This window comes from Kitasatospora sp. NBC_01539 (assembly GCF_045040525.1).
In the GTDB taxonomy this organism is placed as follows: Bacteria; Actinomycetota; Actinomycetes; order Streptomycetales; family Streptomycetaceae; genus Kitasatospora.
In genome coordinates this window covers 4,358,200-4,382,184 of record NZ_CP109390.1, presented here as the reverse complement: position 1 = coordinate 4,382,184, position 23,985 = coordinate 4,358,200, and the positions used below count along the sequence as shown (strand labels likewise).

The 23,985-nt window shown below is 73.9% G+C and carries 16 protein-coding genes and 1 tRNA gene; 9 read left to right on the top strand and 8 right to left on the bottom strand.

All coding sequences use genetic code 11. The features are described 5' to 3' along the window. Nucleotides 1-4: 4 nt before the first annotated feature. From OG335_RS18870 to OG335_RS18855, 4 genes are all read right to left on the bottom strand, one after another. Complete coding sequence (locus OG335_RS18870; RefSeq protein ID WP_405015446.1) at nt 5-1,423, bottom strand: FtsW/RodA/SpoVE family cell cycle protein; 1,419 nt, start codon at nt 1,421-1,423, stop codon at nt 5-7. 61 nt (nt 1,424-1,484) lie between these two features. Then, complete coding sequence (locus OG335_RS18865) at nt 1,485-3,071, bottom strand: PP2C family protein-serine/threonine phosphatase (protein ID WP_405012291.1); 1,587 nt, start codon at nt 3,069-3,071, stop codon at nt 1,485-1,487. A gap of 122 nt (nt 3,072-3,193) precedes the next feature. Next, nucleotides 3,194-3,706 carry an FHA domain-containing protein gene (locus OG335_RS18860; protein ID WP_405012290.1) on the bottom strand — a complete coding sequence of 171 codons (513 nt, stop codon included), beginning with the start codon at nt 3,704-3,706 and terminating at the stop codon, nt 3,194-3,196. Between the two features lie 12 nt (nt 3,707-3,718). After that, a complete protein-coding gene (locus OG335_RS18855) occupies nt 3,719-4,579 on the bottom strand; it encodes an FhaA domain-containing protein (RefSeq protein WP_405012289.1) in 861 nt (286 codons plus the stop codon). Nucleotides 4,580-5,020: 441 nt separating this feature from the next. Here OG335_RS18855 and OG335_RS18850 point away from each other — a divergent pair. Together OG335_RS18850 and OG335_RS18845 are read left to right on the top strand one after the other, a co-directional pair. Continuing rightward, nucleotides 5,021-5,104 (top strand) — tRNA-Leu (locus OG335_RS18850). A gap of 374 nt (nt 5,105-5,478) precedes the next feature. Further along, nucleotides 5,479-8,550, top strand: coding sequence for a protease pro-enzyme activation domain-containing protein (locus tag OG335_RS18845; RefSeq protein WP_405012288.1), 3,072 nt, complete (start codon nt 5,479-5,481; stop codon nt 8,548-8,550). Between the two features lie 68 nt (nt 8,551-8,618). Here the strand turns inward: OG335_RS18845 and OG335_RS18840 are convergent, their stop codons facing one another. Both OG335_RS18840 and OG335_RS18835 read right to left on the bottom strand, forming a co-directional pair. After that, nucleotides 8,619-9,767, bottom strand: coding sequence for a sensor histidine kinase (locus OG335_RS18840; protein WP_405012287.1), 1,149 nt, complete (start codon nt 9,765-9,767; stop codon nt 8,619-8,621). Then, entirely contained in the window at nt 9,764-10,435 is a 672-nt protein-coding gene (locus OG335_RS18835) for a response regulator (RefSeq protein ID WP_405012286.1), read from the bottom strand. The genes OG335_RS18840 and OG335_RS18835 overlap by 4 nt, the downstream gene beginning before the upstream one ends. A 329-nt stretch (nt 10,436-10,764) precedes the next feature. Between OG335_RS18835 and OG335_RS18830 the strand changes: the two genes are divergently transcribed. Continuing rightward, a complete protein-coding gene (locus OG335_RS18830; RefSeq protein ID WP_405015445.1) occupies nt 10,765-12,543 on the top strand; it encodes a phosphatidylglycerol lysyltransferase domain-containing protein in 1,779 nt (592 codons plus the stop codon). Between the two features lie 332 nt (nt 12,544-12,875). Further along, entirely contained in the window at nt 12,876-13,568 is a 693-nt protein-coding gene (locus OG335_RS18825; RefSeq protein WP_405012285.1) for a hypothetical protein, read from the top strand. A 99-nt stretch (nt 13,569-13,667) separates the two neighbouring features. On the opposite strand, the gene OG335_RS18820 is transcribed toward OG335_RS18825, so the two are convergent. Further along, the gene (locus OG335_RS18820) at nt 13,668-16,382 is read right to left on the bottom strand and encodes a SpoIIE family protein phosphatase (RefSeq protein ID WP_405012284.1); all 2,715 of its coding nucleotides are present in this window, start codon (nt 16,380-16,382) and stop codon (nt 13,668-13,670) included. Nucleotides 16,383-16,739: 357 nt separating this feature from the next. On the opposite strand from OG335_RS18820, the gene OG335_RS18815 reads away from it, so the two are divergent. The 5 genes from OG335_RS18815 (at nt 16,740) to OG335_RS18795 (ending at nt 22,502) form a co-directional block, all read left to right on the top strand. Next, the gene (locus OG335_RS18815; protein ID WP_405012283.1) at nt 16,740-17,912 is read left to right on the top strand and encodes a rhodanese-like domain-containing protein; all 1,173 of its coding nucleotides are present in this window, start codon (nt 16,740-16,742) and stop codon (nt 17,910-17,912) included. An 85-nt stretch (nt 17,913-17,997) separates the two neighbouring features. Continuing rightward, the gene (locus tag OG335_RS18810; RefSeq protein WP_405012282.1) at nt 17,998-18,630 is read left to right on the top strand and encodes a DUF5819 family protein; all 633 of its coding nucleotides are present in this window, start codon (nt 17,998-18,000) and stop codon (nt 18,628-18,630) included. Further along, nucleotides 18,627-19,691 carry an HTTM domain-containing protein gene (locus OG335_RS18805; protein ID WP_405012281.1) on the top strand — a complete coding sequence of 355 codons (1,065 nt, stop codon included), beginning with the start codon at nt 18,627-18,629 and terminating at the stop codon, nt 19,689-19,691. The genes OG335_RS18810 and OG335_RS18805 overlap by 4 nt, the downstream gene beginning before the upstream one ends. A gap of 10 nt (nt 19,692-19,701) precedes the next feature. Next, a complete protein-coding gene (locus tag OG335_RS18800; RefSeq protein ID WP_405012280.1) occupies nt 19,702-21,825 on the top strand; it encodes an FUSC family protein in 2,124 nt (707 codons plus the stop codon). Next, the gene (locus OG335_RS18795) at nt 21,822-22,502 is read left to right on the top strand and encodes a TrmH family RNA methyltransferase (protein WP_405012279.1); all 681 of its coding nucleotides are present in this window, start codon (nt 21,822-21,824) and stop codon (nt 22,500-22,502) included. Before OG335_RS18800 ends, OG335_RS18795 begins: the two co-directional genes overlap by 4 nt. Before the next feature lie 27 nt (nt 22,503-22,529). On the opposite strand, the gene OG335_RS18790 is transcribed toward OG335_RS18795, so the two are convergent. Continuing rightward, the gene (locus OG335_RS18790) at nt 22,530-23,852 is read right to left on the bottom strand and encodes a peptidoglycan-binding protein (protein ID WP_405015444.1); all 1,323 of its coding nucleotides are present in this window, start codon (nt 23,850-23,852) and stop codon (nt 22,530-22,532) included. Between the last annotated feature and the right edge of the window lie 133 nt (nt 23,853-23,985).

Sequence of the window (23,985 nt, the reverse complement as noted above, 5' to 3'; positions counted from 1 at the left end):
CCTTTCAGGCCGAGGCCGGCGCGGTGGCCGGTTCCGGGTCGGCGGCCGGTCGTCGGGCGCTGTCGCTGATCTTGAGGAGGATGGCGATCAGAGCCCAGTTGGCGACGACCGACGAACCGCCCTGGGCGAGGAACGGCATCGTCATGCCGGTGAGCGGGATCAGGCCGGTGACGCCGCCTGCGACGACGAAGACCTGCAGGGCGAAGGCCGAGGAGAGTCCGACGGCGAGCAGCTTCCCGAACGGGTCACGGGCCGCGACGGCGGTGCGCAGGCCGCGCTGCACGATCAGGCCGTACAGCAGGAAGATCGCCATCATGCCGGTCAGGCCCATCTCCTCGCCGAACGAGCCGAGGATGAAGTCGCTCTTGGCGGCGAACTGGATCAGCCAGGACCGGCCCTGGCCGAGGCCGGTGCCGGTGACGCCGCCGGAGCCGAACGCCATCAGGGTCTGGCCGATCTGCTCGCTCGTGCCGGGCGGCGGCGGGTCCGCGAAGGCGGCCATCGGGTCGAGCCAGGAGTTGATGCGGATCTTGACGTGCGGCTCCGCCATGGCGACGACGGTCGCGCCGCCGATCGACATCACCAGGCCGAAGACGATCCAGCTGGTGCGCTCGGTGGCGACGTACAGCATCACCACGAAGAGGCCGAAGAAGAGGAACGAGGAGCCGAGGTCGGTCTCGAAGACGAGGATGAGGATCGACAGCAGCCAGACCACGATGATCGGGCCGAGGTCGCGGCCGCGCGGCAGGTAGAGGCCCATGAAGCGGCGGCTGGCGAGCGCCAGCGCGTCGCGCTTGACCATCAGGTAGCCGGAGAAGAACACCGTCAGGATGATCTTGGCGAACTCGCCGGGCTGGATGGAGAAGCTGCCGATGTGGATCCAGATCTTGGCGCCGAAGTCGCCCGCCCGGGCCGGGAAGAAGGCCGGCGCCGCGAGCAGCACCAGGGCCACCGCCATCGAGATGTAGGTGTACCGCTGGAGGATCCGGTGGTCCTTCAGCAGCACGATCACGGCGGTGAAGAACGCGATGCCCAGGCCCGACCACATCAGCTGGTTGGCGGCCGCCGGGTAGTTGGAGGCGAGGAGCTTGCCGGCCTTGTCGAGCCGCCAGATCATCACCAGCCCGAGCCCGTTCAGCAGGGTCGCCAGCGGCAGCAGCAGCGGGTCGGCGTACGGCGCGAAGCGGCGCATCAGCAGGTGCGCGACCAGGGCCAGCGCGCCCATGCCGAGGCCGTACGCCAGCATGCCGGCCGGCAGCGTGCCGTCCATCGCCAGGCCCACGTTGGCGTAGGCGAACATCGGCAGCAGCACCGCGAACGCCAGCATGGCGAGCTCGGTGTTCCGGCGGTTCGGCGCGTTCTGCGGAGTGATCGTCGTGTTGCCGCGGCGCTGTCCGCCGCGGTCGGTGGTGTTGTTGCTCAGGTCAAAGGTGCTCACGTGTAGGCCGCTCCCCGACGGCTGAGGCCCCTGGCGAGGGGTGGTGCTACTGGGCCGGGCAGGAGGTCGCCAGCTGCTTCTCCTGCTCGGTGAGTTCGGGTGTGGTGCCGGGGTTGCCGGTGCTCAGGGTGTCGGTGGACGGGCTCGGACTCGCCGTGCCCTCGGTGCGGAGGGCGGCGGTGGTCAGCGTGCCGGCGCTCGGGCTGGGCGACGGGCCCGGGCTCGCGCCGGGGTCCGGGACGGACCCCTCCGTCCCCGTCGTGCCGGTCGCGGCGCCCTGGGCCACCTTCTTGCAGACGGCGGCCTGCGTGGAGAGGTTGCGGACCTGCTCGCGGGCGTCGGCGAGGCTCTTGGCCTGGATGGTCTTCGCGACCTGCGTCCGCTGGTACGTGGGCAGGAACTTGAGCTCGACGTCCGCGTGCGCCTCGTACACCGAGGACAGGCTCAGCCCCGCCAGGGACTGGTTGAGCCCGCGGTAGACGGCCACGCCGTCGCCGTCCGCACCCACGTAGTACTGGCCCTGCGTCCACCGCCAGCCGACGTAGCCGCCGCCGCCCAGCAGGCCGAGCACGGCCAGCACGGCCAGCGAGACCTTCAGCTTGCGGCCCTTGCGCCGCCGCCGGGAGGGCCGCTCCTCGTCGCCGTCGTACGACCGCGCGTCGCCGCCGTAGCCCTGCTCGGCGTACTCGTCGTCCGGGTAGCCCTCGGCCGGGCCGAAGCCCGCGGCCCCGCCCTCGTAGCCGTCGGCCGGGCCGAACGCCCCCTGCGGGGGCTGCGGGCGGCCGAGGCCGGCGGCGCGGCCGGCCGGGGTGTCGAGCAGGCCGGGGTCGCTCTGGTGCGGCTGCGCGTCGGCGACCGCGCCGACCACCACGGGGATGTCGACGAGGCGGCCGCTCAGCGTGTCGGTGGCGCCGACGTCGATGACGTCCGCCACGATGCAGGTGATGTTGTCCGGCCCGCCACCGCGCAGGGCGAGCTGGATGAGCTCCTGGACGGTCTGCTCCGGTGCGTAGTAGCTCCCGAGCGTGGCCTCCAGCGTCTGGTGGCTGACCGGTCCCGACAGGCCGTCGGAGCAGATGAGGTAGCGGTCGCCCGCGCGGACCTCGCGGATCGACAGGTCGGGCTCGACCTGGCCGCGGCCGTCCAGCGCGCGCATCAGCAGCGAACGCTGCGGATGGGTCTCGGCCTCCTCGGGCGTGATCCGGCCCTCGTCGACCAGCCGCTGCACCCAGGTGTGGTCCTGCGTGATCTGGGTCAGCGAGCCGTCGCGCAGCAGGTACGCCCGGGAGTCCCCGATGTGCACCATGCCCATCCGCTGGCCCGTCCACAGCATGGCGGTGAGCGTGCAGCCCATGCCCTCCAGCTGCGGATCCTCCTCGACCATCTGCCGGAGCCGGTCGTTCGCACCCTGCACGGCCTCGCCGAGCAGCGTCAGCAGGTCGGCACCGGGGACGTCCTCGTCGAGCCGGACGATCGAACCCAGCACCTCGGAGGACGCGACCTCGCCGGCCGCCGCCCCGCCCATGCCGTCGGCCACCGCGAGCAGCCGCGGGCCGGCATAGCCGGAGTCCTCGTTGCCCTCCCGGATCAGGCCCTTGTGCGAGCCGGCGGCGAACCGCAGCACGAGGCTCATGCGGCCGCCGCCCCCTTCCCGGGTCGGGCGGCCGTGACCGGGCCGCGGGCGCGCGCGGCAGCGGCAGCGCGGCGTGCGCGCTCCCGGCTGGTCCTGAACGGGATGGTGTCCCTCATGCGCCGCTACTTCCGCAGTTCGATGACGGTCCGGCCGATACGGATCGGCATGCCCGGCTGGAGCGGCATCGGCGCGGTGAGCCGCTGCCGGTCCAGATAGGTGCCGTTGGTGGAGCCTAGATCCTCCACCGTCCACTGCCCAGTCTGATCCGGGTAGATCCTGGCATGACGCGACGAGGCGTAGTCGTCGTCCAGCACGATCGTGGAGTCGTGCGCGCGGCCCAGCGTGATCGTCTGCCCCTGCAGGGCGACCGTGGTGCCGGCCAGCGACCCCTGCACCACGTACAGGTGGGTCGGCGCACCGCGGCGCTGCCGCGGCTGCGGCGGGGCGGCCGCACCGCCCTGCTGGGGCGGCCTGGCCGGCGACGCGGCAGCGGCCGGGGCGGTGCGCCGCGCGGTGCGCGGATTCACCTTGGTCCCGAACAGGTCGCTGCGGATGACCTGCACCGCGACGATGACGAACAGCCACAGCACGGCGAGGAAGCCCAGCCGCATGACCGTCAGGGTCAGTTCTGACATGAGTGGCCCGCTCTACCCTTCGACCTGTCGGTAGACGATGGTGGTGGACCCGAGGACGATTCGGGAGCCGTCGCGGAGCGTAGCGCGCTGCGTGTGCTGGCCGTCCACCACGATGCCGTTGGTGGACCCGAGGTCGAGCACCATCGCCGGTGTGCCCGGACGGATCTCCGCGTGCTTGCGGCTGACCCCGGGGTCGTCGATGCGGATGTCCGCCTCGGTGGAGCGGCCGAGCACGCACGCGTTGCCCGTGATCTGGTGCCGGGTGCCGTTGACCTCAAGCCAGCGCCGGGTGTCGGTGCCGCCGTGGCCCGCCCCGGGGAACGGCCGGACGTTGCCGCCCGCGGCCGGGGGGCCGGGGGGCATCGCCGGCGGGCCGGGCGGCGGCGGCGGAGCGCCGTAGGGCGCCGCGCCGGGCTGCTGCCACGGTGCGCCGGGCGCGGGCGCGGTCGGGCGCCGCTCGTAGCCGCCCGGGGCGGCCTGCTGCTGTTGGGCGGGGTCCTCGCCGGCGAGGGTGCGGCTGCGCACCCGGTAGTTGCCGGTGTCGAGTTCGTCGGCCTTCTCCAGCGACACGTTCAGCGGACCCATGAAGGCGTAGCGCTGCGCCTCGGCGTACTCGCGGACCATGTTGGCGAGCTCGATGCCGAGCTGGCGGGCGTACGGGCTGAGCCGCTCGTGGTCGTGCGGGCTGAGTTCGACGATGAAGTCGTTCGGGACGACCGTGCGGTCGCGGTTCCAGATGGTGGCGTTGTTGTCGCACTCGCGCTGCAGCGCGCCCGCGATCTCCACCGGCTGGACCTCGGACTTGAACACCTTGGCGAAGGTGCCGTTCACGAGACCCTCGAGCCTCTGCTCGAACTTCTTCAGGACTCCCACGGGGCACCCCCTTCCAGGGCGTCGGGCCGGTCCGCGGTCGCGGGCCGGGTTGCGGTTTTCCGTACTGATCGTATCCACGTCGGGCCCATCCGTACGGTTCCCCGGGAACGTGGTCCCCGGGCGTGAGACCGCGCACACGGGCCCGCGGGGTCTTCCGCGGGGCCCGGCGGGGCCGCGGGCGCGTACGGACGGAGCCGTGCCGGCATGCGGGGGGTACCCGCGGACGGGCCGGCTCATCCCTCGGTCACCCGTTCGTCCCCGGGGACCTGCGGCGGGGTCCCCGGGTGGCAGGGAAACGGATTCGGAGGTACCCGGGACGGCGTGCTAATGTTTTCCACGTCGGAAGGGGCGCCCGAGAGGGAGCCGAACGGAAGACCGGTGAGGATGCGGTAAGATCCTCTCCGAGCCGGAAGGGCCGCAAGTCCTGAGGGCGACACCCTTGCGCGGGTGGCGGAATAGGCAGACGCGCTGGATTCAGGTTCCAGTGCCCGAAAGGGCGTGGGGGTTCAACTCCCCCCTCGCGCACAGCGAAGCCCCGCAGATCTTCGGATCTGCGGGGCTTTCTCGTGCCCCCGTGACGTTCCGGGGGCCGCCTTCCCCGTGCGGGGGAAGCCCTTTCAGGTCTCTGCCCGGTAACAACAGGCGACCCCGAACGAATTCTGTCGGAGCGGACTGATAGAACATCCCCCGGGAATTCTGTTCGACAGTTCGAGAAAATGTCCGTTTTGGTGTTGATGATGCCAACTGGGGCGTCTCCACGGGGGGTTGTACGTGGGGGTTGAGCTGGGCACACACCGATACGCGGCCTGCCCTGCCACTTGTCCTGCCGCGGTCGAACGCGGCGTTCTGTCCGGAATTCCCCTCATATCCGCAGCATTGTCATCCCAAGGAGAACGCGGATGCTCGACCCATCGGGTCCGGTCAGGACGCGAATAAGGGGGGCCGGACGGGCGACCACTCTCGCCGTCGTCACCGCCGCTCTGGTCTCGGGGGCCGGCCTGCCGGTCCTCGCGACCGCCAGTGCGGAGTCCGTCGCGCCGAAGCGCATCGGCTCCGCGCCCGTGGCGCCGCGCGATGCCGTCAAGGCGGCCGCACCGGACGCCGACACCCAGCTCGACCTCGGCATCACCCTGGAGCCGAGGGACCAGGCCGCGCTGACGACCTTCGTCACCGGCGTCTCCACCCCCGGCTCGCCGCTCTACAAGCACTACCTGGGCACCGGCGAGTTCGGGAAGCGCTTCGGTGCCGACCCGGCGACCGTGGCGAGCGTCCGCGCGGCGCTCACCGCGGCGGGCCTCCACCCGGGCGAGGTCGGTGCCAACGGCCTGACCATCCCGGTCAAGGCCACCGTGGCCGAGGCGGAGAAGGCGTTCGACACCGACTTCGCCGGCTACACGCTGGCCGACGGCACTCCGGCCCTCGCCAACACCAAGGCTCCCGCGATCCGCGGCGACCTGGCGGGCCGGATCGCCTCGGTCTCCGGTCTGAACACGACCGTCAAGGCCGTGTCGCGCGCGGTGCCGAAGGAGAAGGCGAAGCCGAAGAGCGACGCCGCCTCGACGGGCACCCCCATGTCGGCGCGGAACATCGGTGCGAACCGGCAGATGTGTTCGGTGTGGAGCAACAAGCTGGCCAACGACTACACCTACGCGTTCCTCGAAGGGCGCGACTACTACAGTCCCGCCTCGCTCGCCACCGCCTACGACATGAACGACATGCCGGACGGCGGCTCGGGCGCGACCGTGGCGATCCTGTCGCTGGAGAACTACGACTCGGCAGCCGTCAGCCGCTGGCAGGGCTGCACCGGCACCAAGGCCAACGTCAGCAACGTCCGGGCCTACGGCACCGATGCGGCGCCGAAGCTGTACGACGCGCAGGGCTACCCCAACGAGGGCTGGGAGACCGCCCTCGACATCGAGATGGTGGCCGGCATGGCCCCCGGATCGAACATCCTGGTGTACCAGGGCAACACCACCGAGGCGGGTGTGCTGGCGACCTACCAGCGCATCGTGAACGAGAACCGGGCCTCGGTCGTCTCGATCAGCTGGGGCCGCTGCGAGGCCTCCACCTCCGACTCGGCCATCAACCTCGTCCTGCAGCAGGCCGCGGCCCAGGGGCAGTCGGTCGTCGCGGCCTCCGGTGACTCCGGTGCCTCCGGTTGCTACAACTCCAACGGCAGCCTGGCCACGGTCACCGACAACCCGGCCTCCCTGCCGTACGCCACCGGCGTCGGCGGCACCTCGCACACCGGCATCAGCCAGTTCCCCTACCAGTCGGTGTGGAACAGGTACGGCGGCGCCTCCGGCGGCGGCGTGTCCAAGTGGTGGCGGCTGGACGACACCGTCAACCCGGCCGGTTCGCTGCACGCGCCCGGCTACAACGGCCAGGTCTGCAACGCCGGAGCCGGTCAGAGCTGCCGTCAGGTGCCGGACGTGGCCGCGCTGGCCGACCCGAACACCGGGTACTTCGTCATCGGCGGCCGCGACGACGAGGACTGGAACATCTGGGGCGGCACCAGCGCCGCCGCACCGCTGTGGGCGGCGATCGTCGCCACGGCGAACGTCTCCACCCAGTGCGCCGCCAACGGTCCGGTCGGCTTCCTGAACCCGGCCCTGTACAAGCTGGCCGGCAACAGCGCGGTCTTCGGTGACGTGACCGCGGGCAACAACGCCCTGACCGGGTACGACAACAACGGCAACGTCGTCGGCTACGGCAGCGGTTACAACGCCACCTCGGGCTACGACCTCGCGACCGGCCTCGGCTCCCCCAAGGGCCGCGGTCTGATCGCCGCCCTCTGCCACCAGCTGCCGTCCCAGCCGGCCGGCACCTACACCAGCCTCCAGCCGAAGCGCCTGCTCGACACCCGCACCCCGGGTATCGCCTCGCGCACCGCCACCACCCTGAAGATCGCCGGTGACGGCGTCAGCGGGGTTCCGGCCAACGCCAGCACGGTCGTGCTGAACGTCACCGCGGCGAACTCCAACGGTCCGGGCTTCCTGACGGCCTGGCCGACGGGCACGCCGATGCCGGTCTCGTCCAACCTCAACTGGATGCAGGGCAGCGTCGCCGTCCCGAACCTGGTCACCGTGCCGGTCGGCACGGACGGCAAGGTCAGCCTGTTCAACGGCAGCTGGACCGGTTCGATCCGCATGGTCGTCGACGTGTTCGGCTACTACACGCCGGACACGGCCGGCGCGAAGTTCAAGCCGCTCACGCCCACCCGCGTCTTCGACACCCGCTACGCGGGTGACGCGAACGTGGCCCAGGGCCAGATCGGCGGCAAGAAGCAGATCGACGTGAAGATCGCCGGCGGCGTCAGCGCCAAGGGCGCCCCGCTCGGGGTGCCGGCCACCGGCGTCACCGCGGTCGTGCTGAACACCACCGTCACCAGGGGCAAGGGCAACGGCTGGATGACGGTCTTTCCGACCGGCGTCAGCCCCGTGCCGACCGCGTCCAACCTCAACTGGACCGACGCCCAGACCGTGCCCAACCTCGTCATCGTGCCCATCGGCGCGGACGGCAAGGTGAGCTTCTACAACGCCATGGACGGCACGGTCGACGTGCTCGCCGACGTCTTCGGCTACTTCACCGCCGACGGCTCGGGCGCCACGTTCCACTCCGCGGGCCCGGCCCGGCTCGTCGACACCCGCTGGGGCAAGGGCGTTCCGGCGGCCGGTCAGATCAACGACGGCACCGTGCTCCGGGTCAACCTGAACGACGACGGCGTGCTCGCCGGCGCGACCTCGGTCGTGCTCAACGTCACGGTGACCGGGACCCACTGGTCCGGCGTCCTGAACGCCTGGGCGGACGGCACCGCCCGTCCGTCCTCGTCCAACCTCAACTGGACCGCGGGCAGCCAGACGATCGCCAACTCGGTGATCGTGCCGATCCAGAACGGCTGGGTCGACATCGAGTCGAACAGCCCGACCGACGTCATCGTCGACGTCATGGGTTACTACAGCGCGAGCTGATCACCCGCGGGTGACAAGGGCGGCGTCCTCCCCTCGCGGGGAGGGCGCCGCCTTCGCGTTGCCCGGGGTCAGTCCGCGGCGGCGGGCAGGCAGGCGCGGACGGTGAAGCCGCCGTCCGGGGTGGGGCCGGTGACGAGGGTGCCGCCCAGCAGCTGGGCGCGCTCCCGCAGCCCGACCAGGCCGTGCCCGCCGCCGGGCAGCGGGGCGGGCGCGTCGGTGCGGTGCGACGGCGGGGCGTTGTGCACCTCGACGACCAGCCGGGAGCCCGCGCCCGTGACCCGGACGGTCACCGCGGCGCCCGGGGCGTGCTTGGTGATGTTGGTCAGCGCCTCCTGGACCGTCCGGTACGCGGCCCGCTCGACGGCCTCCGGCCAGGGCCGGCCGCCGGGCGCGAGGTGCGGGGTGACCGACAGGCCGGAGCCGCCGATCAGCGCCGGGAGGTCGGCGAGCCGGGGCTGCGGTGCGAGCGGCTCGTCGCGCCGGACGCCGGCGGCCCGGAGCACCCCGACCATCTGGCGGAGCTCCTCCAGCGTGCGGACGGCCAGCTCGCGGATGGTGGCGGCGGTGTCCCGGGCGGCGGGTTCGCCGGTGGAGACCTGCAGCGCGCCGGCCTGGATCGAGATCAGGCTGACCTGGTGCGACACCACGTCGTGCATCTCCCGGGCCAGCCGGGCGCGCTCGGTGGCGAGGACGCGTTCGGCGAGCAGCCGGCTCTCGCGCTGCTGGCCCCGGGTCAGCTCGTCCAGCCGGGCGGCGAGCTCGCGGCGGGTCCGGGCGAGGAGCCCGAGGGCGGCCGGGCCGGCGGCGAGCATCAGGCACTGGATGGCGTACAGCGCGTTGTCGCGGTCGAGGGCGAGCGGGTGGTCGGCGAGCGGCCAGTGGAAGAACTCGACGAGGGCGAAGGCGGTCGCGCAGAGCGCCGGGACGCGCAGCGCGGACCGGTGCGCGGCGACCGAGTAGACGGCCGTCATCGGAGCGAGCCAGATGTAGTTCACGAACGCGCCGGGCAGGGTCAGCAGCAGCACGGTCACCGGCAGCCTGCGGCGGAGCAGCAGCGCCACGGCGGCCAGGACGGACAGGGCGGCCTCCCACCAGCGGGCGCCCTTGGAGACGAGGGCGGCGTCGAGGAGGGCGATCAGCACCGGCAGGGCCAGCATGAGCCAGGTCGAGGTGCACCAGTCGGGCAGTCTCCGGCCGGGGGTGCGGGTGCCGCTCATGCGCCGGGTTTCCCGGGGCCGCGGACCAGGCCGGCCCGGTGGGCGACGACGGCTGCCTGGACGCGGTTGGCGGCGCCGAGCTTGGCGAGGATCGCGCTGATGTGGTCCTTGACGGTGCCGGTGCCCAGGTAGAGGCGGTCGGCGATGTCGGCGTTGGAGAGGCCCTCGCCGAGGAGGGCGAGCACGTCGAGCTCGCGGGTGGTGAGGTGGCGGGTGAGGGCGGCGGCGTCCGCGTCGGGGCCGCCGCCGTCGACGTACCCGCTGATCACGGTGCGGGCGACGGCCGGGGAGAGGGTGCTGCCGCCGGCGGCGAGCACCCGGACGGCGTGCACGAGCTGGTCGGGCGCGGTGTCCTTCAGCAGGAACCCGGCGGCGCCGGCCCGCAGCGCGGTGCCGATGTACTCGTCGGTGTCGAAGGTGGTCAGCATCGCCACCGCCGGCGGGTCGGGCAGGGCGCGCAGTCGGCGGAGCACGCTGATGCCGTCGAGGTCGGGCATCCGGATGTCGAGCAGGACGACCTGCGGGCGGAGGTCGACGGTCAGCTGTTCGGCCAGGCCGCCGGAGCAGCCGCCGACGACCTCCAGGTCGGGTGCGGAGCCGACGATCAGGGCGAGGCCGGACCGGACGAGCACCTCGTCGTCCACGATCAGGACGCGGATCGTTGGCATGGTTCTCCTCGGTCGTGCGTGGCTCGTTCCGAGCCTAGGCGCCTCCGGACGGCTGCCCGGTCCTCCGGCGAGGCGGGTACCCCCGCCGATCGGCGGGGGTCGGAATCGGCTACCGGATCCACGCAATTCTCATCCGGACTGGGGAACCATGGAACACGGGCCCCACGGCGGGTCCCCGCCGCTCGCGGACCGGAGACGCGGGCCGTTCCGTTCCCCCCGCGGGTGTCGTACGGATGCGGGCCCCACGTTGATCGTCTGGAATTGGAGCTGTGTCCACTGTGAAGCCGGCGCCCACCGCCGTCCCTGCCGCGCATGCCGGAGCCCTCCCGGTGCTGTTCGCCCGATGGCGGCCCCGCGCCGCCGCCGCGACGGTCTGGTACCTGCGGCTCCTCGCCCTCCTCAACCTGGCCGCCGTGCTCGCCGTGCCCTTCCGCGACCAGGTGCAGGAGCACAACGAGGGTGAGTACTTCACCCCGTACCTGCTGACGGCGGGTCTGACGACCGTGCTGCTCTCGCTGTTCCTCGCCGTGGCGATGCGCCGGCGGAAACGGGCGGCGTGGATCTTCAACGCCGTGGTGTCCGGGCTCTTCTCCCTGCTGTACGTGCTGTTGCTGCTGGTGCCGGACGGCCGCTTCGCCGACCATCCGCTGAACTACGTGTCGACGGCGCTGACGGTCGGCTTCTTCCTGGCGCTGCTGGTCGCACGCCGCGAGTTCACCTCCAAGGGCGACCGCTCCAACCCGAAGACCGGGGTGGCGACCTTCATCGCGGGCCTGCTCCTGGGCGGGGTGGTCGGGGCCGCCCTGGTGCAGCTGACCAACACGCTGTCCGGGGCCGGCTTCGGCTACCGCTTCGGCTACGCGGTGGCCCGCATGGTCACCATCACCCCGTCCGGCCGGGTGGCCGAGGTGATCGTGGTGCCGACCTGGGTGAACGCGATCATCAACGCCATGGGTGCGGTGCTGTTCCTGGTCGTGGTGTACCTGGCGTTCCGCAGCCCCCGCGGCCAGGAGCTGCTGAGCGGCGACGACGAGGTGCGGCTGCGCGAGCTGCTCGACCGCGAGGGCGGGCGGGACTCGCTCGGCTACTTCGCGCTGCGCCGCGACAAGGCGGCGATCTTCTCCGCCTCCGGCAAGGCGGCCGTCACCTATCGCGTGGTCGGCGGGGTGTCGCTGGCCTCGGGCGACCCGATCGGGGATCCGGAGGCGTGGCCCGGGGCGATCGAGGCGTGGCTGGACGAGGCACGCGAGCACGCCTGGGTGCCCGCGGTGATGGGGGCGTCCGAGGAGGCGGGCGTGATCTACGCCCGCCACGGACTCGACGCGCTGGAGCTCGGCGACGAGGCGATCGTCGAGATCGACGAGTTCTCGCTGGACGGGCGGGCCATGCGGGTCGTCCGGCAGGCGTACAACCGGGTCAAGCGGGCCGGGTACACCGTGCGGATCCGCCGGCACGAGGACATCCCGGAGGGGGAGATGGCCGCCCTGCTCGACCGGGCCGACCACTGGCGGGACGGTCAGACCGAGCGCGGCTTCTCGATGGCGCTCGGCCGGCTCGGAGACCCGGACGACGGCCGCTGCGTGATGCTGGAGTGCCACGACGGTTCCGGCGAGCTGCGGGCCCTGCTCAGCTTCGTCCCCTGGGGCCGGAGCGGGCTCTCGCTGGACCTCATGCGCCGGGACCGGGACAGCGAGAACGGTCTGATGGAGTTCATGGTCATCGAGCTGCTGCAGCGCGCCGACGAGGTCGGGCTCGAACGGGTCTCGCTGAACTTCGCGATGTTCCGTTCCGTCTTCGACCGCGGCTCGCGGCTGGGTGCGGGGCCCGTGCTGAGGCTCTGGCGGGCCGTCCTCGGATTCTTCTCCCGCTGGTGGCAGATCGAATCCCTGTACCGGGCGAACGCCAAATACCGGCCGATCTGGGAGCCGCGTTACCTGCTCTTCCAGAAGAGCAGCGAGATTCCGCGGATCGGCATCGCCAGCGCACGCGCCGAGGGTTTCATCACGGTGCCGAGTCTCCCCGCACTGTTCCGCCGCCGTCATGTCCGGGAAGCCGTTCAGGGGCTGCCCGGCCAGGCCTCGGCCGAATCGCGGTCCGGGAAGGGCTAGTCCCTCCGCCGGGGGGCGGAGGGCAGCCGATCGGGGGGTTGCCCCAGGGGGAGGAGCGCATTTCCTCCCCCTGGAGGATGACCCGGAATTCGCCTCGCAAGCTGACGTCCGGGGGATTTCCCCTGCTTACCGTGGATATCGCGGCCCGCTGATGCGCGCCGTCCGGGAAATGCCCCGGGAACGACATCCACGGCGGCGCCCGGGGCGCGCCGGAAACACGGGCGGGGGATTCGGCGGTGGCGCTGACAGGGCGTGCGGGGGTCGGGCGCACGGGAGCCGGGAGTGCGGGGGCCGGTCGTGCGGGGGCCGGGAGGGAACGGTTCGGGCCGGGGGTGGTCCGGGCCGCCCGCGCCGAGTGGGGGGTGCTGGCGAAGGCCGTCCGCGACCACGTGCGGCGGCATCGGTGGGCGTCCGCGCCGCTGGCCGTCGGGGCGGCTCTGCTGGTGCTGGTCTTCTCCGTCGTGCAGCACCTGCCGGGCGGTGAGACGGTCGTCGGACGGCTCGGGGTGGTGCGGGCGGCGCTGCCGCTCGGCGAGTCGCTGCTGCGGACCCCGCTCTCGCTGTACGTGCCGGCGCCCGACCTGCCGGTGTGGGGCGCGCTGGTGCAGGTCCTGCTGGCGTTCGGGGCCGCCGAGATCGTGCTCGGCCGTCGGCTGACGCTCGCCGTCGCGTACGCCGGGACGCTCGCCGGGACGGTCTTCGCCCGGGTCGCCGTGGAACTCGGACCGGAGCACCTGCTGGGGCTGCCCGGCGTGGTGGCGCACGTACGGGACACCGGGCCGTCGGCCGCCGTGGTGGCGCTCGCGGTCTGCACGGCCGTCCGGTGCCGGGCCTGGTGGACGGGTGGCGCGGTCGCCGCGGCGATGGTGGTGGAGGCCGTGCTGCTGCCCAACCTGGCCGGGCTGGAACACGTGGTGGCGGTGGCGGCGGCGCTGCTGATCGCCGGAGCGCTGGAGGCGCTCGACCGGCTCCGGGCCGCGCCGCCGGTCCGGGTGGCGGTCCCGGCCCGGACGGCCCTGCGCTGAGCTGCTCCGTCGGCCGCCCGTCCTGCCCCGGCCCGGCCGTCCTGTCCCGGCCGTCCTGTCCCGGCCGTCCTGTCCCGGCCCGCTCGGCGGGCCGGGCCTTCAGGACCGGGGCAGCGGCAGCTCGAACCAGACGACCTTGCCGACCGCCTTGCGGGCGGTGCCCCAGCGCTCGGCGAGCTTGCTGACCAGCTGCAGGCCGCGGCCGTGCTCGTCGAGGGACTCGGCGGGCTCCAGCGACGGCAGGTTGTGGTTGTCGTCGCTGACCTCGACGAGCAGCTTGTCGACCCGGATGAGCTGCAGCTGCACGTGGTCGCGGGCGACCCGGACGGCGTTCGTCACCAGCTCGCTGACCAGCAGCTCCGCGGTGTCGGTGAGGCCGGTCAGTCCCCAGGTGCCGAGCTGCTCGCGGACGAGGGCGCGGGCCCGCCGCACCTCGCCGTCGGAGGTGCCGAGCTCCCAGGTCGCGACCTCGCTCGGCGGCACGCCGTCGAAGCGGGCGACCAGCAGGGCGACGTCGTCGGCCCGGTCGTCCGAGTGCAGCCTGTCCAGCACGGTGTCGCAGGCCTCGTCGGGGGTCTGCTTGGGGTCGATCAGGTTGCCGCAGAGCGCGGCGAGGCCCTCCCCTATGTCGCCGCCCCGCACCTCGACCAGGCCGTCGGTGCACAGCACCAGCATCGAGCCGTCCGAGACGTCGATCTTCTTGGCGACGAACGCCACCCCGCCGACGCCGATCGGCGCGCCCTCCGGGATCTCCAGCAGCTCGCCCCGGCCGTCCGGGTGCACCAGCACCGGCGGCACGTGCCCGGCGCTGGCCAGCTCGCAGGTGCGGTTGATCGGGTCGTACACCGCGTAGAGGCAGGTCGCGAGGTGGTCGTCGCCCAGCTTGTGGGCCAGGTTGTCGAGGTGCCGCAGCAGCTGGCCGGGCGGCAGGTCGAGGGCGGCGAGGGTCTGCATGGCGGTGCGGAAACGGCCCATCGCGGCGGCCGAGTGCAGGCCGTGGCCCATGACGTCGCCGACGACCAGCGCGACCCGGCTGCCGGGCAGCTGGATGGCGTCGAACCAGTCGCCGCCGACCTCGGCCCGGGAGTCGCCGGGCAGGTAGCGGTGGGCGATCTGTACGCCCGGGATCCTCGGCGGACGGGTCGGGATCATCGACCGCTGCAGGGTCGTGGCCACCCGCGACTCGGCGCGGTGCAGCCGGGCGTTGTCGAGCGAGAGCGCGGCGCGCGCGGCCAGCTCCTTCAGGGTGGCCGCGTCGTTCTTGTCGAACGGCGCGCGGTCCGGCAGCCGCAGCAGCTTGAGGATGCCGAGCACCGTGCCGCGAGCGGACAGCGGCAGCACCAGCATCGACCGGCCGATCACCACCGGCACGAGGTCGGGGCCGCCGCCGAGCGACGCGGCGTAGTCGACCGCGACGTCGGGGTCTATCACCGGCACCAGCACCGGCTGGTTCTCCTGCAGGGCGAGGCCGGGAGGGGTGGAGCGCGGCATGGCGAGCAGCGAACCCTCGTCCAGGACGTGGTCCCAGTGGCCGGGGGAGGCGTTCACCGCGCGGGCGACCCGGCGCAGCATCGTGCGGTCGTCGGGCCGGTCCTTCGGCAGTTCGGAGTCGGAGATCAGCTCGTCGAGCAGGTCGACGCAGGCGAAGTCGGCGACCCGCGGCACGAGGACGTCGCACAGCTCGCGCGCGGTGGTGTCGAGGTCCAGGGTGGTGCCGACCCGGCTGCCGAACTCGCTCAGCAGGGCGAGCTGTTCCCCTGCCTGGCTGCCCGTCAGCACCTCCACGGACGGCGGTGCGGGCGGTGCCGGGACGGCGGACAGGGCGTCCGGCCGGACGCTCGCGGTGCCGTTGGCGATGGACTCGATGGCGGTGCCTCCCTGGCTCTGGCCGTTCGCGGTGGCGGCCCCGGACTCGCGCTGCCCGGGGAGGGTGGTGCCGAGGAGGGGCCGGCCGTCGGCGCCCGGGGCCGGACCGGCCGGGACGACCCGCAGGCCGATCGTGGCGCGTCCGCCGACGGACGGCGGCTCGGCGGGGCGGCGCGCGGCCCGGGGGCGTTCCGCGCGCTGCTGCGGTGTGGGGTAGCGGCGGGTCAGGCCGGCGACACGGGCCGCGCCGCTTCCGGCGGGCTCGTACGGGAGCACGGGCAGCCGGGTCGCCGCGTCCACCCACAGGGCGGGCAGGCCGGCGGCGGCCAGCTGGGCGAGCAGTCGGGTGCGGCGCTGGCCGGAGCCCAGTGGCAGCAGGTCGGCCAGGGGCGCGGCACCGGCCGGGCCGGCGGGCGCGAAGGCCGGCGCGACCCGGTGGAAGGCACTGCCGCCGGTGGGCGTCGCCGCGTACGGGAGGAGCCGCTCGCCGAGGGCGATCCGCGGCCCGGTGGACCGCAGCGGGCGGGCGTCGGCGGCCAGCGCCAGCAGGCTGCGGCCGCCCGGCTCGATCAGGGGGTAGGCCCACCAGACGATGTCCCGCAGCCGCTCCTCGCGGTCGACCACGGACATCGAGCCGGCCCAGGCGGCATCGTGCCGGGTGAGGTCGTCGAGCGTGTCGAGGGCGTCGCAGCGCAGGGCCGGGACGCCGGGCCGGGGCGTGCCGGTCTCGGGACGGGGCTCCACGGCGGGCAGCAGGCCGGAGGCGGTGCGGCCGCAGGCGACCTCGGCGCGGTGGCCGAAGAGCTCCTCCGCGGCGCGGTTCCACAGGGCGATCCGGCCGTCCGCGTCGACCAGCACCGAGGCGACGCGCAGCAGGGCGACCACTCCCGAGGGAGGGCCACCCGCGTCGTCGGCCGGTGCCGGTCCGGAGTCTGGCTCGTCCACCATGGATGTAGGTCTGCTCCCGCCTGGCCGCGCGGGCGGCCCTCGTGTGGGGGCGGCGTCGTGGGCTCCTCGTCGTGCGGCCGCTCCTGCGTTGTCCCCCTCTGTTGTACGCCTCTACCCGTGCGGCACTCGGGCAGGCATGCGGTGCCGCTTCGGCGCGTCTTCCAGCGAAGCACGTGCGGGGGCGCCTTCGACAGCGAATCGGTGAGATTCGTCGGTATCGGTTGCGTGTCACTCAGTGTGCGCCTCCGGACGCTGCGAGTTCAGCCGAACGGGCCAGGGGAGCGCGGCCCGTCGGGATGACCGCAGGGCACCGGTAGGGTGGCAGGCCGGACGACCGGCTGCTTGCGGGAGGCACGGGTGAGTGCGGAGAGCCCCGCGCAGTGGAGCGAGCAGGAGCGGCTGCAGCTGGAGGAGCGGGTGGCCGCGACCGAGCTGGCCTGGCTGACCCTCGACGTCGACGTCGAGACCCTCCGCGTCGAGATCGACAACTTCGCGCTCGTCCACCACCGGCTGCTCGGCCCGATCTACGCCCGGCTCGACGAGCTGGACGCGCTGATCGCGGAGACCGTGGCCGCCCGCACCGGCGACCCCGAGGCGCTGCGCCTCGCCGCCGAGGCCCGCAGCCGGGTCGCCGAGCCGGACGACCCCGCCACCGCCGACCTCGCCCCCGAGCCGCCCGCCGCCGCGAAGGTCCGCCCCGACCGGGAAGCCCAGCGGATCTACCGCGACCTCGCCCGGCGCGCCCACCCCGACCTCACCACCGACCCGGCCGAGCAGGAGCGCCGCTCCGCGTTCATCTCCCGCGTCAACGAGGCGTACGCCCACGGCGACGCCGTCGCCCTGGAGGAGCTCGCCGGGGAGTGGTCGACCGCGCCGGAGAGCGCGCCAGACCCCGGCTCCGACGAGCGGCCCGCCTGGCTGCTGCGCCGCCTGGAGTGGCTGACCGCCCGGATCGGGCAGCTCGCCACCGAGCAGGTGCGGCTGGAGCGCACGCCCATGGGCGAACTCCTGCTGCTGGCCCCGCAGGAGCCGGAGCGGCTGCTGGAGGAACTCGCGGAGCAGCTCCTCGGCCGCGCCTCCGAGCGCCGCGCCGAACTGGAGCGGCTGCTGTCCGACGCGGAGCACCCCGAGGCCGGTCCGAGTCGGCACAATGGAGGCGAGGACCCCTCCTCGCACCCCGATCCCCAGGAGACCCGGACGATGTTCGCCCAAGCGCTGCCCACCACCGACGCCGCGTCCGTGCCCGCCGGGGCCGCGCTGCTCGACGTCCGGGAGCAGGACGAGTGGGACGCCGGCCACGTGGACGGAGCCCGGCACATCCCGATCGGCCAGGTCGTCGCCCGCCTCGACGAGCTGCCCGACGACCGGCTGTACGTGCTCTGCCGGGTCGGCGGCCGCTCCGCGCAGGTCGTGCAGTACCTGGTGGCGCAGGGCCGCGACGCGGTCAACGTCGACGGCGGCATGTTCGCCTGGGAGGCCGCCGGCCGCCCGATGGTGAGCAGCGACGGCCGGGACCCCTTCGTCCTCTGACGGCCGCCCCGCGCAGGCGCTGTCCCCCGCGGCCCGGGTGCGGCAGGATGACCGGGCAACCGCGCCGCTGGGGGAGGAGACCGCCGTGCGCACCTGGTCGACGCCGGCGCTGACCGTGCTGTGCCTCTCCGGCGCGGGCATGATCGGCGCCACCGGCATCCTGCTGGGTGCCGTGTTCCTGCACGTGGCGCCGTCCAACGCGGTCTCGCAGCGTTACCAGCAGCAGGTGGACGGCATCGTCTTCCCCGAGCTGGAGCAGAACTGGAAGCTCTTCGCCCCGAACCCGCTGCAGGAGAACGTCTCCGTCGACGTCCGGGTGCAGACCGTGGCCGACGACGGCGGGGTGCACACCCGTGACTGGGTCGGCCTGACCGCCCGGGACATCGCGGCGATCCGGCACAACCCGGCGCCCAGCCATGTCGACCAGAACATGCTGCGCCGGGCCTGGGACTTCTACGAGTCGTCCCACCCGGAGGGCGACGGGGCCGTCGCCGACGGCCGGCGCGGCAAGCTCGCCGAGGAGTACCTGAAGCGGATCGCCCTGCAGCGGCTCGGCCGGACACCCGGCGGCGAGCGCGTCCTGCAGATCCAGTTCCGGTCCACGGCGACGGCCGTCGCCCCGCCCGCGTGGAGCCCCGGGCAGCCCGCCGAGGACGCCGGGCACCGGGAGCTGCCCTGGTGGCCGGTCGACGCCCACGACTTCGAGGGGCTGCTGTGAGCCACGACGCCCCGCCGTCGGGGACGGCGGCCCTGCCCGGGCAGGCCTCCCGCGAGGCCGCGGACCCGGCGGCGCTGCCGCCCACCCGGTTCGAGCGGCTCTTCGACGCCTTCACCACCGTCACCGTCGGCCGCCACCAGGCGGCGGTGGTGCGGATCGGCTTCGGCCTGGCCTGGCTGGGCTACCTGCTCCGGGAGTGGCCCGAACGGCGGGTGCTGTACGGCGACCGCTCACCGTGGTCGCCGGAGCTCGCCGACACGCTGCTGTCGGCGACCCACGCCTTCACCGTGCTCACCTGGTCGGACGGCCGGCTGTGGTTCGAGACCGTCTACCACCTGGCGATCGCCGCCGCCGTGCTCATGGTGCTCGGCTGGCGGACGCGCGCGTCCGCGGTGCTGTTCGCGGTGACGGTGCTGTCGCTGCAGAACCGCAACGTGCTGGTCGGCGACGGCGGCGACAACGTCGTCCACCTGATGGCGCTGTACCTGGTGCTCGTCCGGTGCGGCCGGGTCTGGTCGCTGGACGCCCGGCGCCGGGCCCGCCGGGCGGCCGCGGGCCCGACCGGCGAGGTGCGGGCGGTCGCCGACGCCCTGGCCACGATGCTGCACAACTGCGGCATGCTGATCATCGCCGTGCAGGTGGTGCTGATCTACTCCACCGCCGGCTGGTACAAGGTGCAGGGCTCCCGCTGGCAGGACGGCACCGCGCTGCACTATCCGCTGCACCTCGACTACTTCACCCCCTGGCCGGGTCTCTCCGCCCTGCTCGGCTCCAGCCTCCTGCTCACCTTCGCGCTCAGCTACGGCACCGTGATCCTCCAGGTCGGCTTCCCCTTCACGCTGCTGAACCGCCGGCTGAAGAACGTGCTGCTCGCCCTGATGATCGCGGAGCACGCCGGCATCGCGGTCCTCCTCGGGCTGCCGTTCTTCTCACTGGCGATGATCGCCGCCGACGCGGTCTTCCTGCCGACGGCGTTCCTGCTGCAGGTCGGCGCGCTGCGCCCGGGCACCCTGCGGGGGGTGCTCCCGCGCCGTCCGGCCGGGGGGCCGGAGACCACCTAGACTGCCCGTTATGCCCTGGTCCGTTGCGCTTCGTGACACCGCGAAGGCGGGGCTCGTGCCGGACCGCGCCGTCAACGACCCGCGCCGGGCGGTGCGCGGCGCGCTCGCGGTGGCCCTCGTGGTGTTCCCGGTGCTCGCCCTCGCCGGGCCGGGCCCCGCCACCTCCGCGGCGATGGGCGCCTTCATCGCGGGCACCGCGACGTTCCAGCGCACCTTCCGCTCCCGGGCCTCGCTCGCCGCCGCCGCCGGCATCGCCCTCGGCGCCAGCACCTTCCTCGGCTACGCCGCGGTCGGCGTGCCGGGGGCCTTCCCGGTGCTCCTGGCCGTCTGGTCCTTCGGGGCGGGCATGGTGTGGGCGGTCGGCCCGACCGCCGGCACGGTCGCCGCGACCACCGTCTCGGTGATGCTGGTCGTCGTCCAGCTGCCCGTCAGCCTCGCCACCGCCCTCGGCCACGGACTGCTCTGCGCGCTCGGCGGCGGCGTGCAGGCCCTGCTCGTGGCCGTCTGGCCGGTCGACCGCTGGCGCGGCCACCGCGACGCACTCGCCGACACCTACGCCGAACTCGCCGACCACGCCCGCCGGCTCCGCCACGACCCGACCGCCCACCTCGACCCGGAGCCGTTCATCACCGCGCGGCGGGCCGCCGACCTGACCGTCCGGCAGGAGCGCCGGCGGCCGCGCGAGCTGAGCGGCCTGCGTGGCATCGCCGAGCACATCCGTCCCACGCTGGCGGCGCTCGCCCACCCGGGGGTCGGCGCCCCCGCGGAGGGCCCCGGCCGTGACCGGGCCCGCGAGATCCTGGCCGCCGCCGCGGAGTCGCTGGACGCCCTGGCCCGGGCGATCCGGACGGGCGAGCCCGTCCGGCCGCCGTCGAGCACACCGGCCCTGACCCTGGCGACCGCGGCCGAGGGCGGCCGCCTCACCGGGGCGGCCCGGCGCTCGGCCCGGCGGCTGGCCTCGCAGCTCGGCCGGGCGGCGGACACGCTCGACCGGCAGGCCCGGGGGGCCGTCGTCGAGCCGGAGGACGGGCGCCCGCACGGCGGGCGGCCGTCGCTCCGCCCGCAGGCGGCCCAGGCCGCGCAGGCCGTCCGCCGTCAGCTGCAGCCGCGGTCGGCGGTGTTCCAGCACGCGGTGCGGCTCTCCGGGGTCGTGACCGTCGCCTACCTCGCGTCCCGTCCGCTCGGGCTGCACCACGGCTACTGGGCGCCGCTGACGGCGGCCATGGTGATGCGTCCGGACTTCGCGCAGACCTTCAGCCGCGGTGTGGCCCGCCTCGCGGGCACGGTGGCCGGGGTGGCGTTCACCACCGCCGTCGTCCAGCTGCTGGACCCGAACGCGTGGGTGTCCGCGGCGCTCGCCGTGGTGTGCATCGCCGGCGCGTACCTGACGATCCGTACGGGCTACGCGGTGACGACGGCCTGCGTCTCCTCGTACGTGGTGTTCCTGCTCGGGCTGCAGGCGGGCGACCCGCTGCAGACGGCGGCGGAGCGGGTGCTGCTGACCCTGCTGGGCGGTGCGGTCGCGCTCGGCGCGTACGCGCTGTTCCCGACCTGGCAGACGGCCCGGCTGGCGGAGCGGCTCGCGGAGTGGCTGGCCTCGGCGGGCCGCTACGGCTCGGCGGTGATCGGCGCGTTCGGCGCACCGGCCGGCCGCGGCGACCGGGCGGTGCGCGACGCCCTGCTGGACGCCCGGGAGGCGCGTTCCGAGCTGCTGGAGGCGATGGCGCGGGCCGATGCCGAGCCCGTCCGGCACGCCGACCGGCTGCCCGACCTCTCCCGCAAGCAGCTCGACCGCGCCCGCACCGCGGTCGGCGTGCTGGCGCGCAGTGCGACGCTGCTGGAGGCCCACCTGCCGGACGCCGGCAGCCCGGCGGTGCCCGGCGCCGCGGAGTTCGCCGAGGAGCTGCGCGACGCCACCGCGATCGCCGCCGCGGCGGTGCTGATCGGCGAGCCGGTCGACTTCTCCGGACTCCGGGAGGCGTACGCCCGCTGGACCGACGGGACGGACGGGCGGTCCGCCCCCGGCCCGGCGGACGCCGGCGCGCTCGCCCACGCCGGGGCGCTGCTGATGCTGCAGGCCGCCGCGGACCTGGAGAAGGCCGTACGGCGGCGCCGCGTACCCTCGGGGGCGTGAGCGAGACCGGAGTGCCCCACGAGGGCGAGCAGTACGACGACGCCTTCCAGCCGGGTGACCGGGAGATCGGGGTCGGCCCGCACCCGGTGCCCTGGCCCGAGGGCGACCACTGGGACGGCGAGCTGCTCGCCGCGGGCGACCGGCGCAACGTGGTCGACCGCTACCGCTACTGGACCCGCGAGGCGATCGTCGCCGACCTCGACACCCGGCGGCACGGCTTCCACGTCGCGGTGGAGAACTGGCAGCACGACTTCAACATCGGCTCGGTGGTGCGCACGGCCAACGCGTTCCTGGCGGAGCAGGTGCACATCGTCGGCCGCCGCCGCTGGAACCGCCGCGGCGCCATGGTGACCGACCGCTACCAGCACGTGCGGCACCACGGGTCGGTGGCCTCGCTGGCGGCCTTCGCCGCGGCGGAGGGCCTGCCGCTGATCGGCATCGACAACCTGCCGGGCGCCGTCCCGCTGGAGACGTACGAGCTGCCCGCGCGGTGCGTGCTGCTGTTCGGGCAGGAGGGTCCGGGGCTGACCGAGGAGGCCTGGGAGCACGCGTCGGCGGTCTGCTCGATCGCGCAGTTCGGCTCGACCCGGTCGATCAACGCCGGGGCGGCCGCCGCCATCGCCATGCACGCCTGGGTGCGGCTGCACGGCGACGGCGTCGGCCGCCCGGTCGGCTGACGCCGGTCGGCCGACCGGCGGGGCGGGTCACCCGAGGAGCAGCCGCCAGGTGTGCGGTCCGGGGTAGCCGTCCGCCTCCGCGCCGGTCCACCCCTGGGCCCGCTGGAACGCCTCGACGTTCAGCCGGTCGTTCTCGCTCCAGTCGGGGCCGGGGCCGACGGCGTAGTACGCCCCGAAGCCCTTGCGGACGAGCTGCTCGCCCAGCAGCCGGACGAAGGCGTTGCTCCGGCCCGGGCCGAAGGCGTCCGCGCCGGGGTACGCGGTGACCGGCACCGTCGGCACCGTCGGCACCGTCGGTGTCGGCGGTACCGGGGGCGGGGGAGGCACCGGCGGGGCCGGAGGCACGGGCGGTACGGGCGCCGGCGGCGGGGCGGGGGCGGGGATGTCCCGGCCCTTGCCCGCGACGAGCATCGCCCAGGTGTCCTTGCCGGGGTAGCCGTCGGCCTCTCCGTCGGCCCACCCCTGGGCCCGCTGGAACGCCTCGGTGGCCTGCCGGTCGGCGTCGTCCCAGGCCTGGCCCGGGCCGTCCGGGTAGAAGCGTCCGGCGCCGCGCTCGACCAGCATCTCGCCGAGCCGGGTCACGTACGCGTTCTTCTGGCCGGGGGCGAAGTAGCCGAGGCCGGGGAAGGCGGTCTGCGAGGTGGTGGCCGTCAGGCCGCGGTAGCGGTACGGCACGTAGGAGCCGGCGTGGCTCCAGTACGCGTAGGGGGTGCTGCGCTTGATCGTGGTGGGGCTGGTCTGCTCGTACGCGGTGTAGCGGGTGTGCGCGGTGTCGACCCAGCCGCCGAAGAGGACGACGTGCGAGCCGCTCTGCGGGTTCGCCGAGTCGTTGTAGACGAGCGCGTCGCCGGGCTGCAGCTCGGCCTTGGTGATGCGGTCGGCGAAGTTGGGCAGGGTCCAGGTGGTCTGGCTGCTGCCCAGGCCCCAGGCCATCGAGACGAAGCCGGAGCAGTCCTGCCGGTAGCCGTCGCTCCAGTAGCGGCTCATCGAGTAGGGCACCTTCTGGTTCACCCAGCTCTGGGCGCGGGCGACGATCTCCTCGCGCGTGGTGGCGGGCTGCAGCGCGCGGGACTGCAGGGTCGGGCCGCCGAAGGGTCCGGCGACCTCGCCCTGGGGGGTGCCGGGTGCGGGGGCGTCCGCGGTGACGGTCAGGGGGGCGGCGGCTATCGAGCCGGCGGTGCCGCCGAGCACGGTGCCGACGGCGGCCACCAGGACGGCGGCGCGGCGGGCGCCGCGGGCGGAGGGGTGGCCGCCGTCGGCGGGCCGGGCGGCGTGCAGCCGTGCGAGGCGGCGGGCGCCGCAGCCGGGGCAGGCGCACGCGCCGTCCGGCTCGACCTCGGTGAACTCCATCAGCACGGTGGGATCCCTTCTCGTGGTGCGGAGAGGGATGTGTTCCACCCGGAACCGACTAAATATCACCTGATAAGTGTCAAAATATTATGAATGTGCGTGAGCTTGCGGACCGTCAGCCGACGTGCTGGCC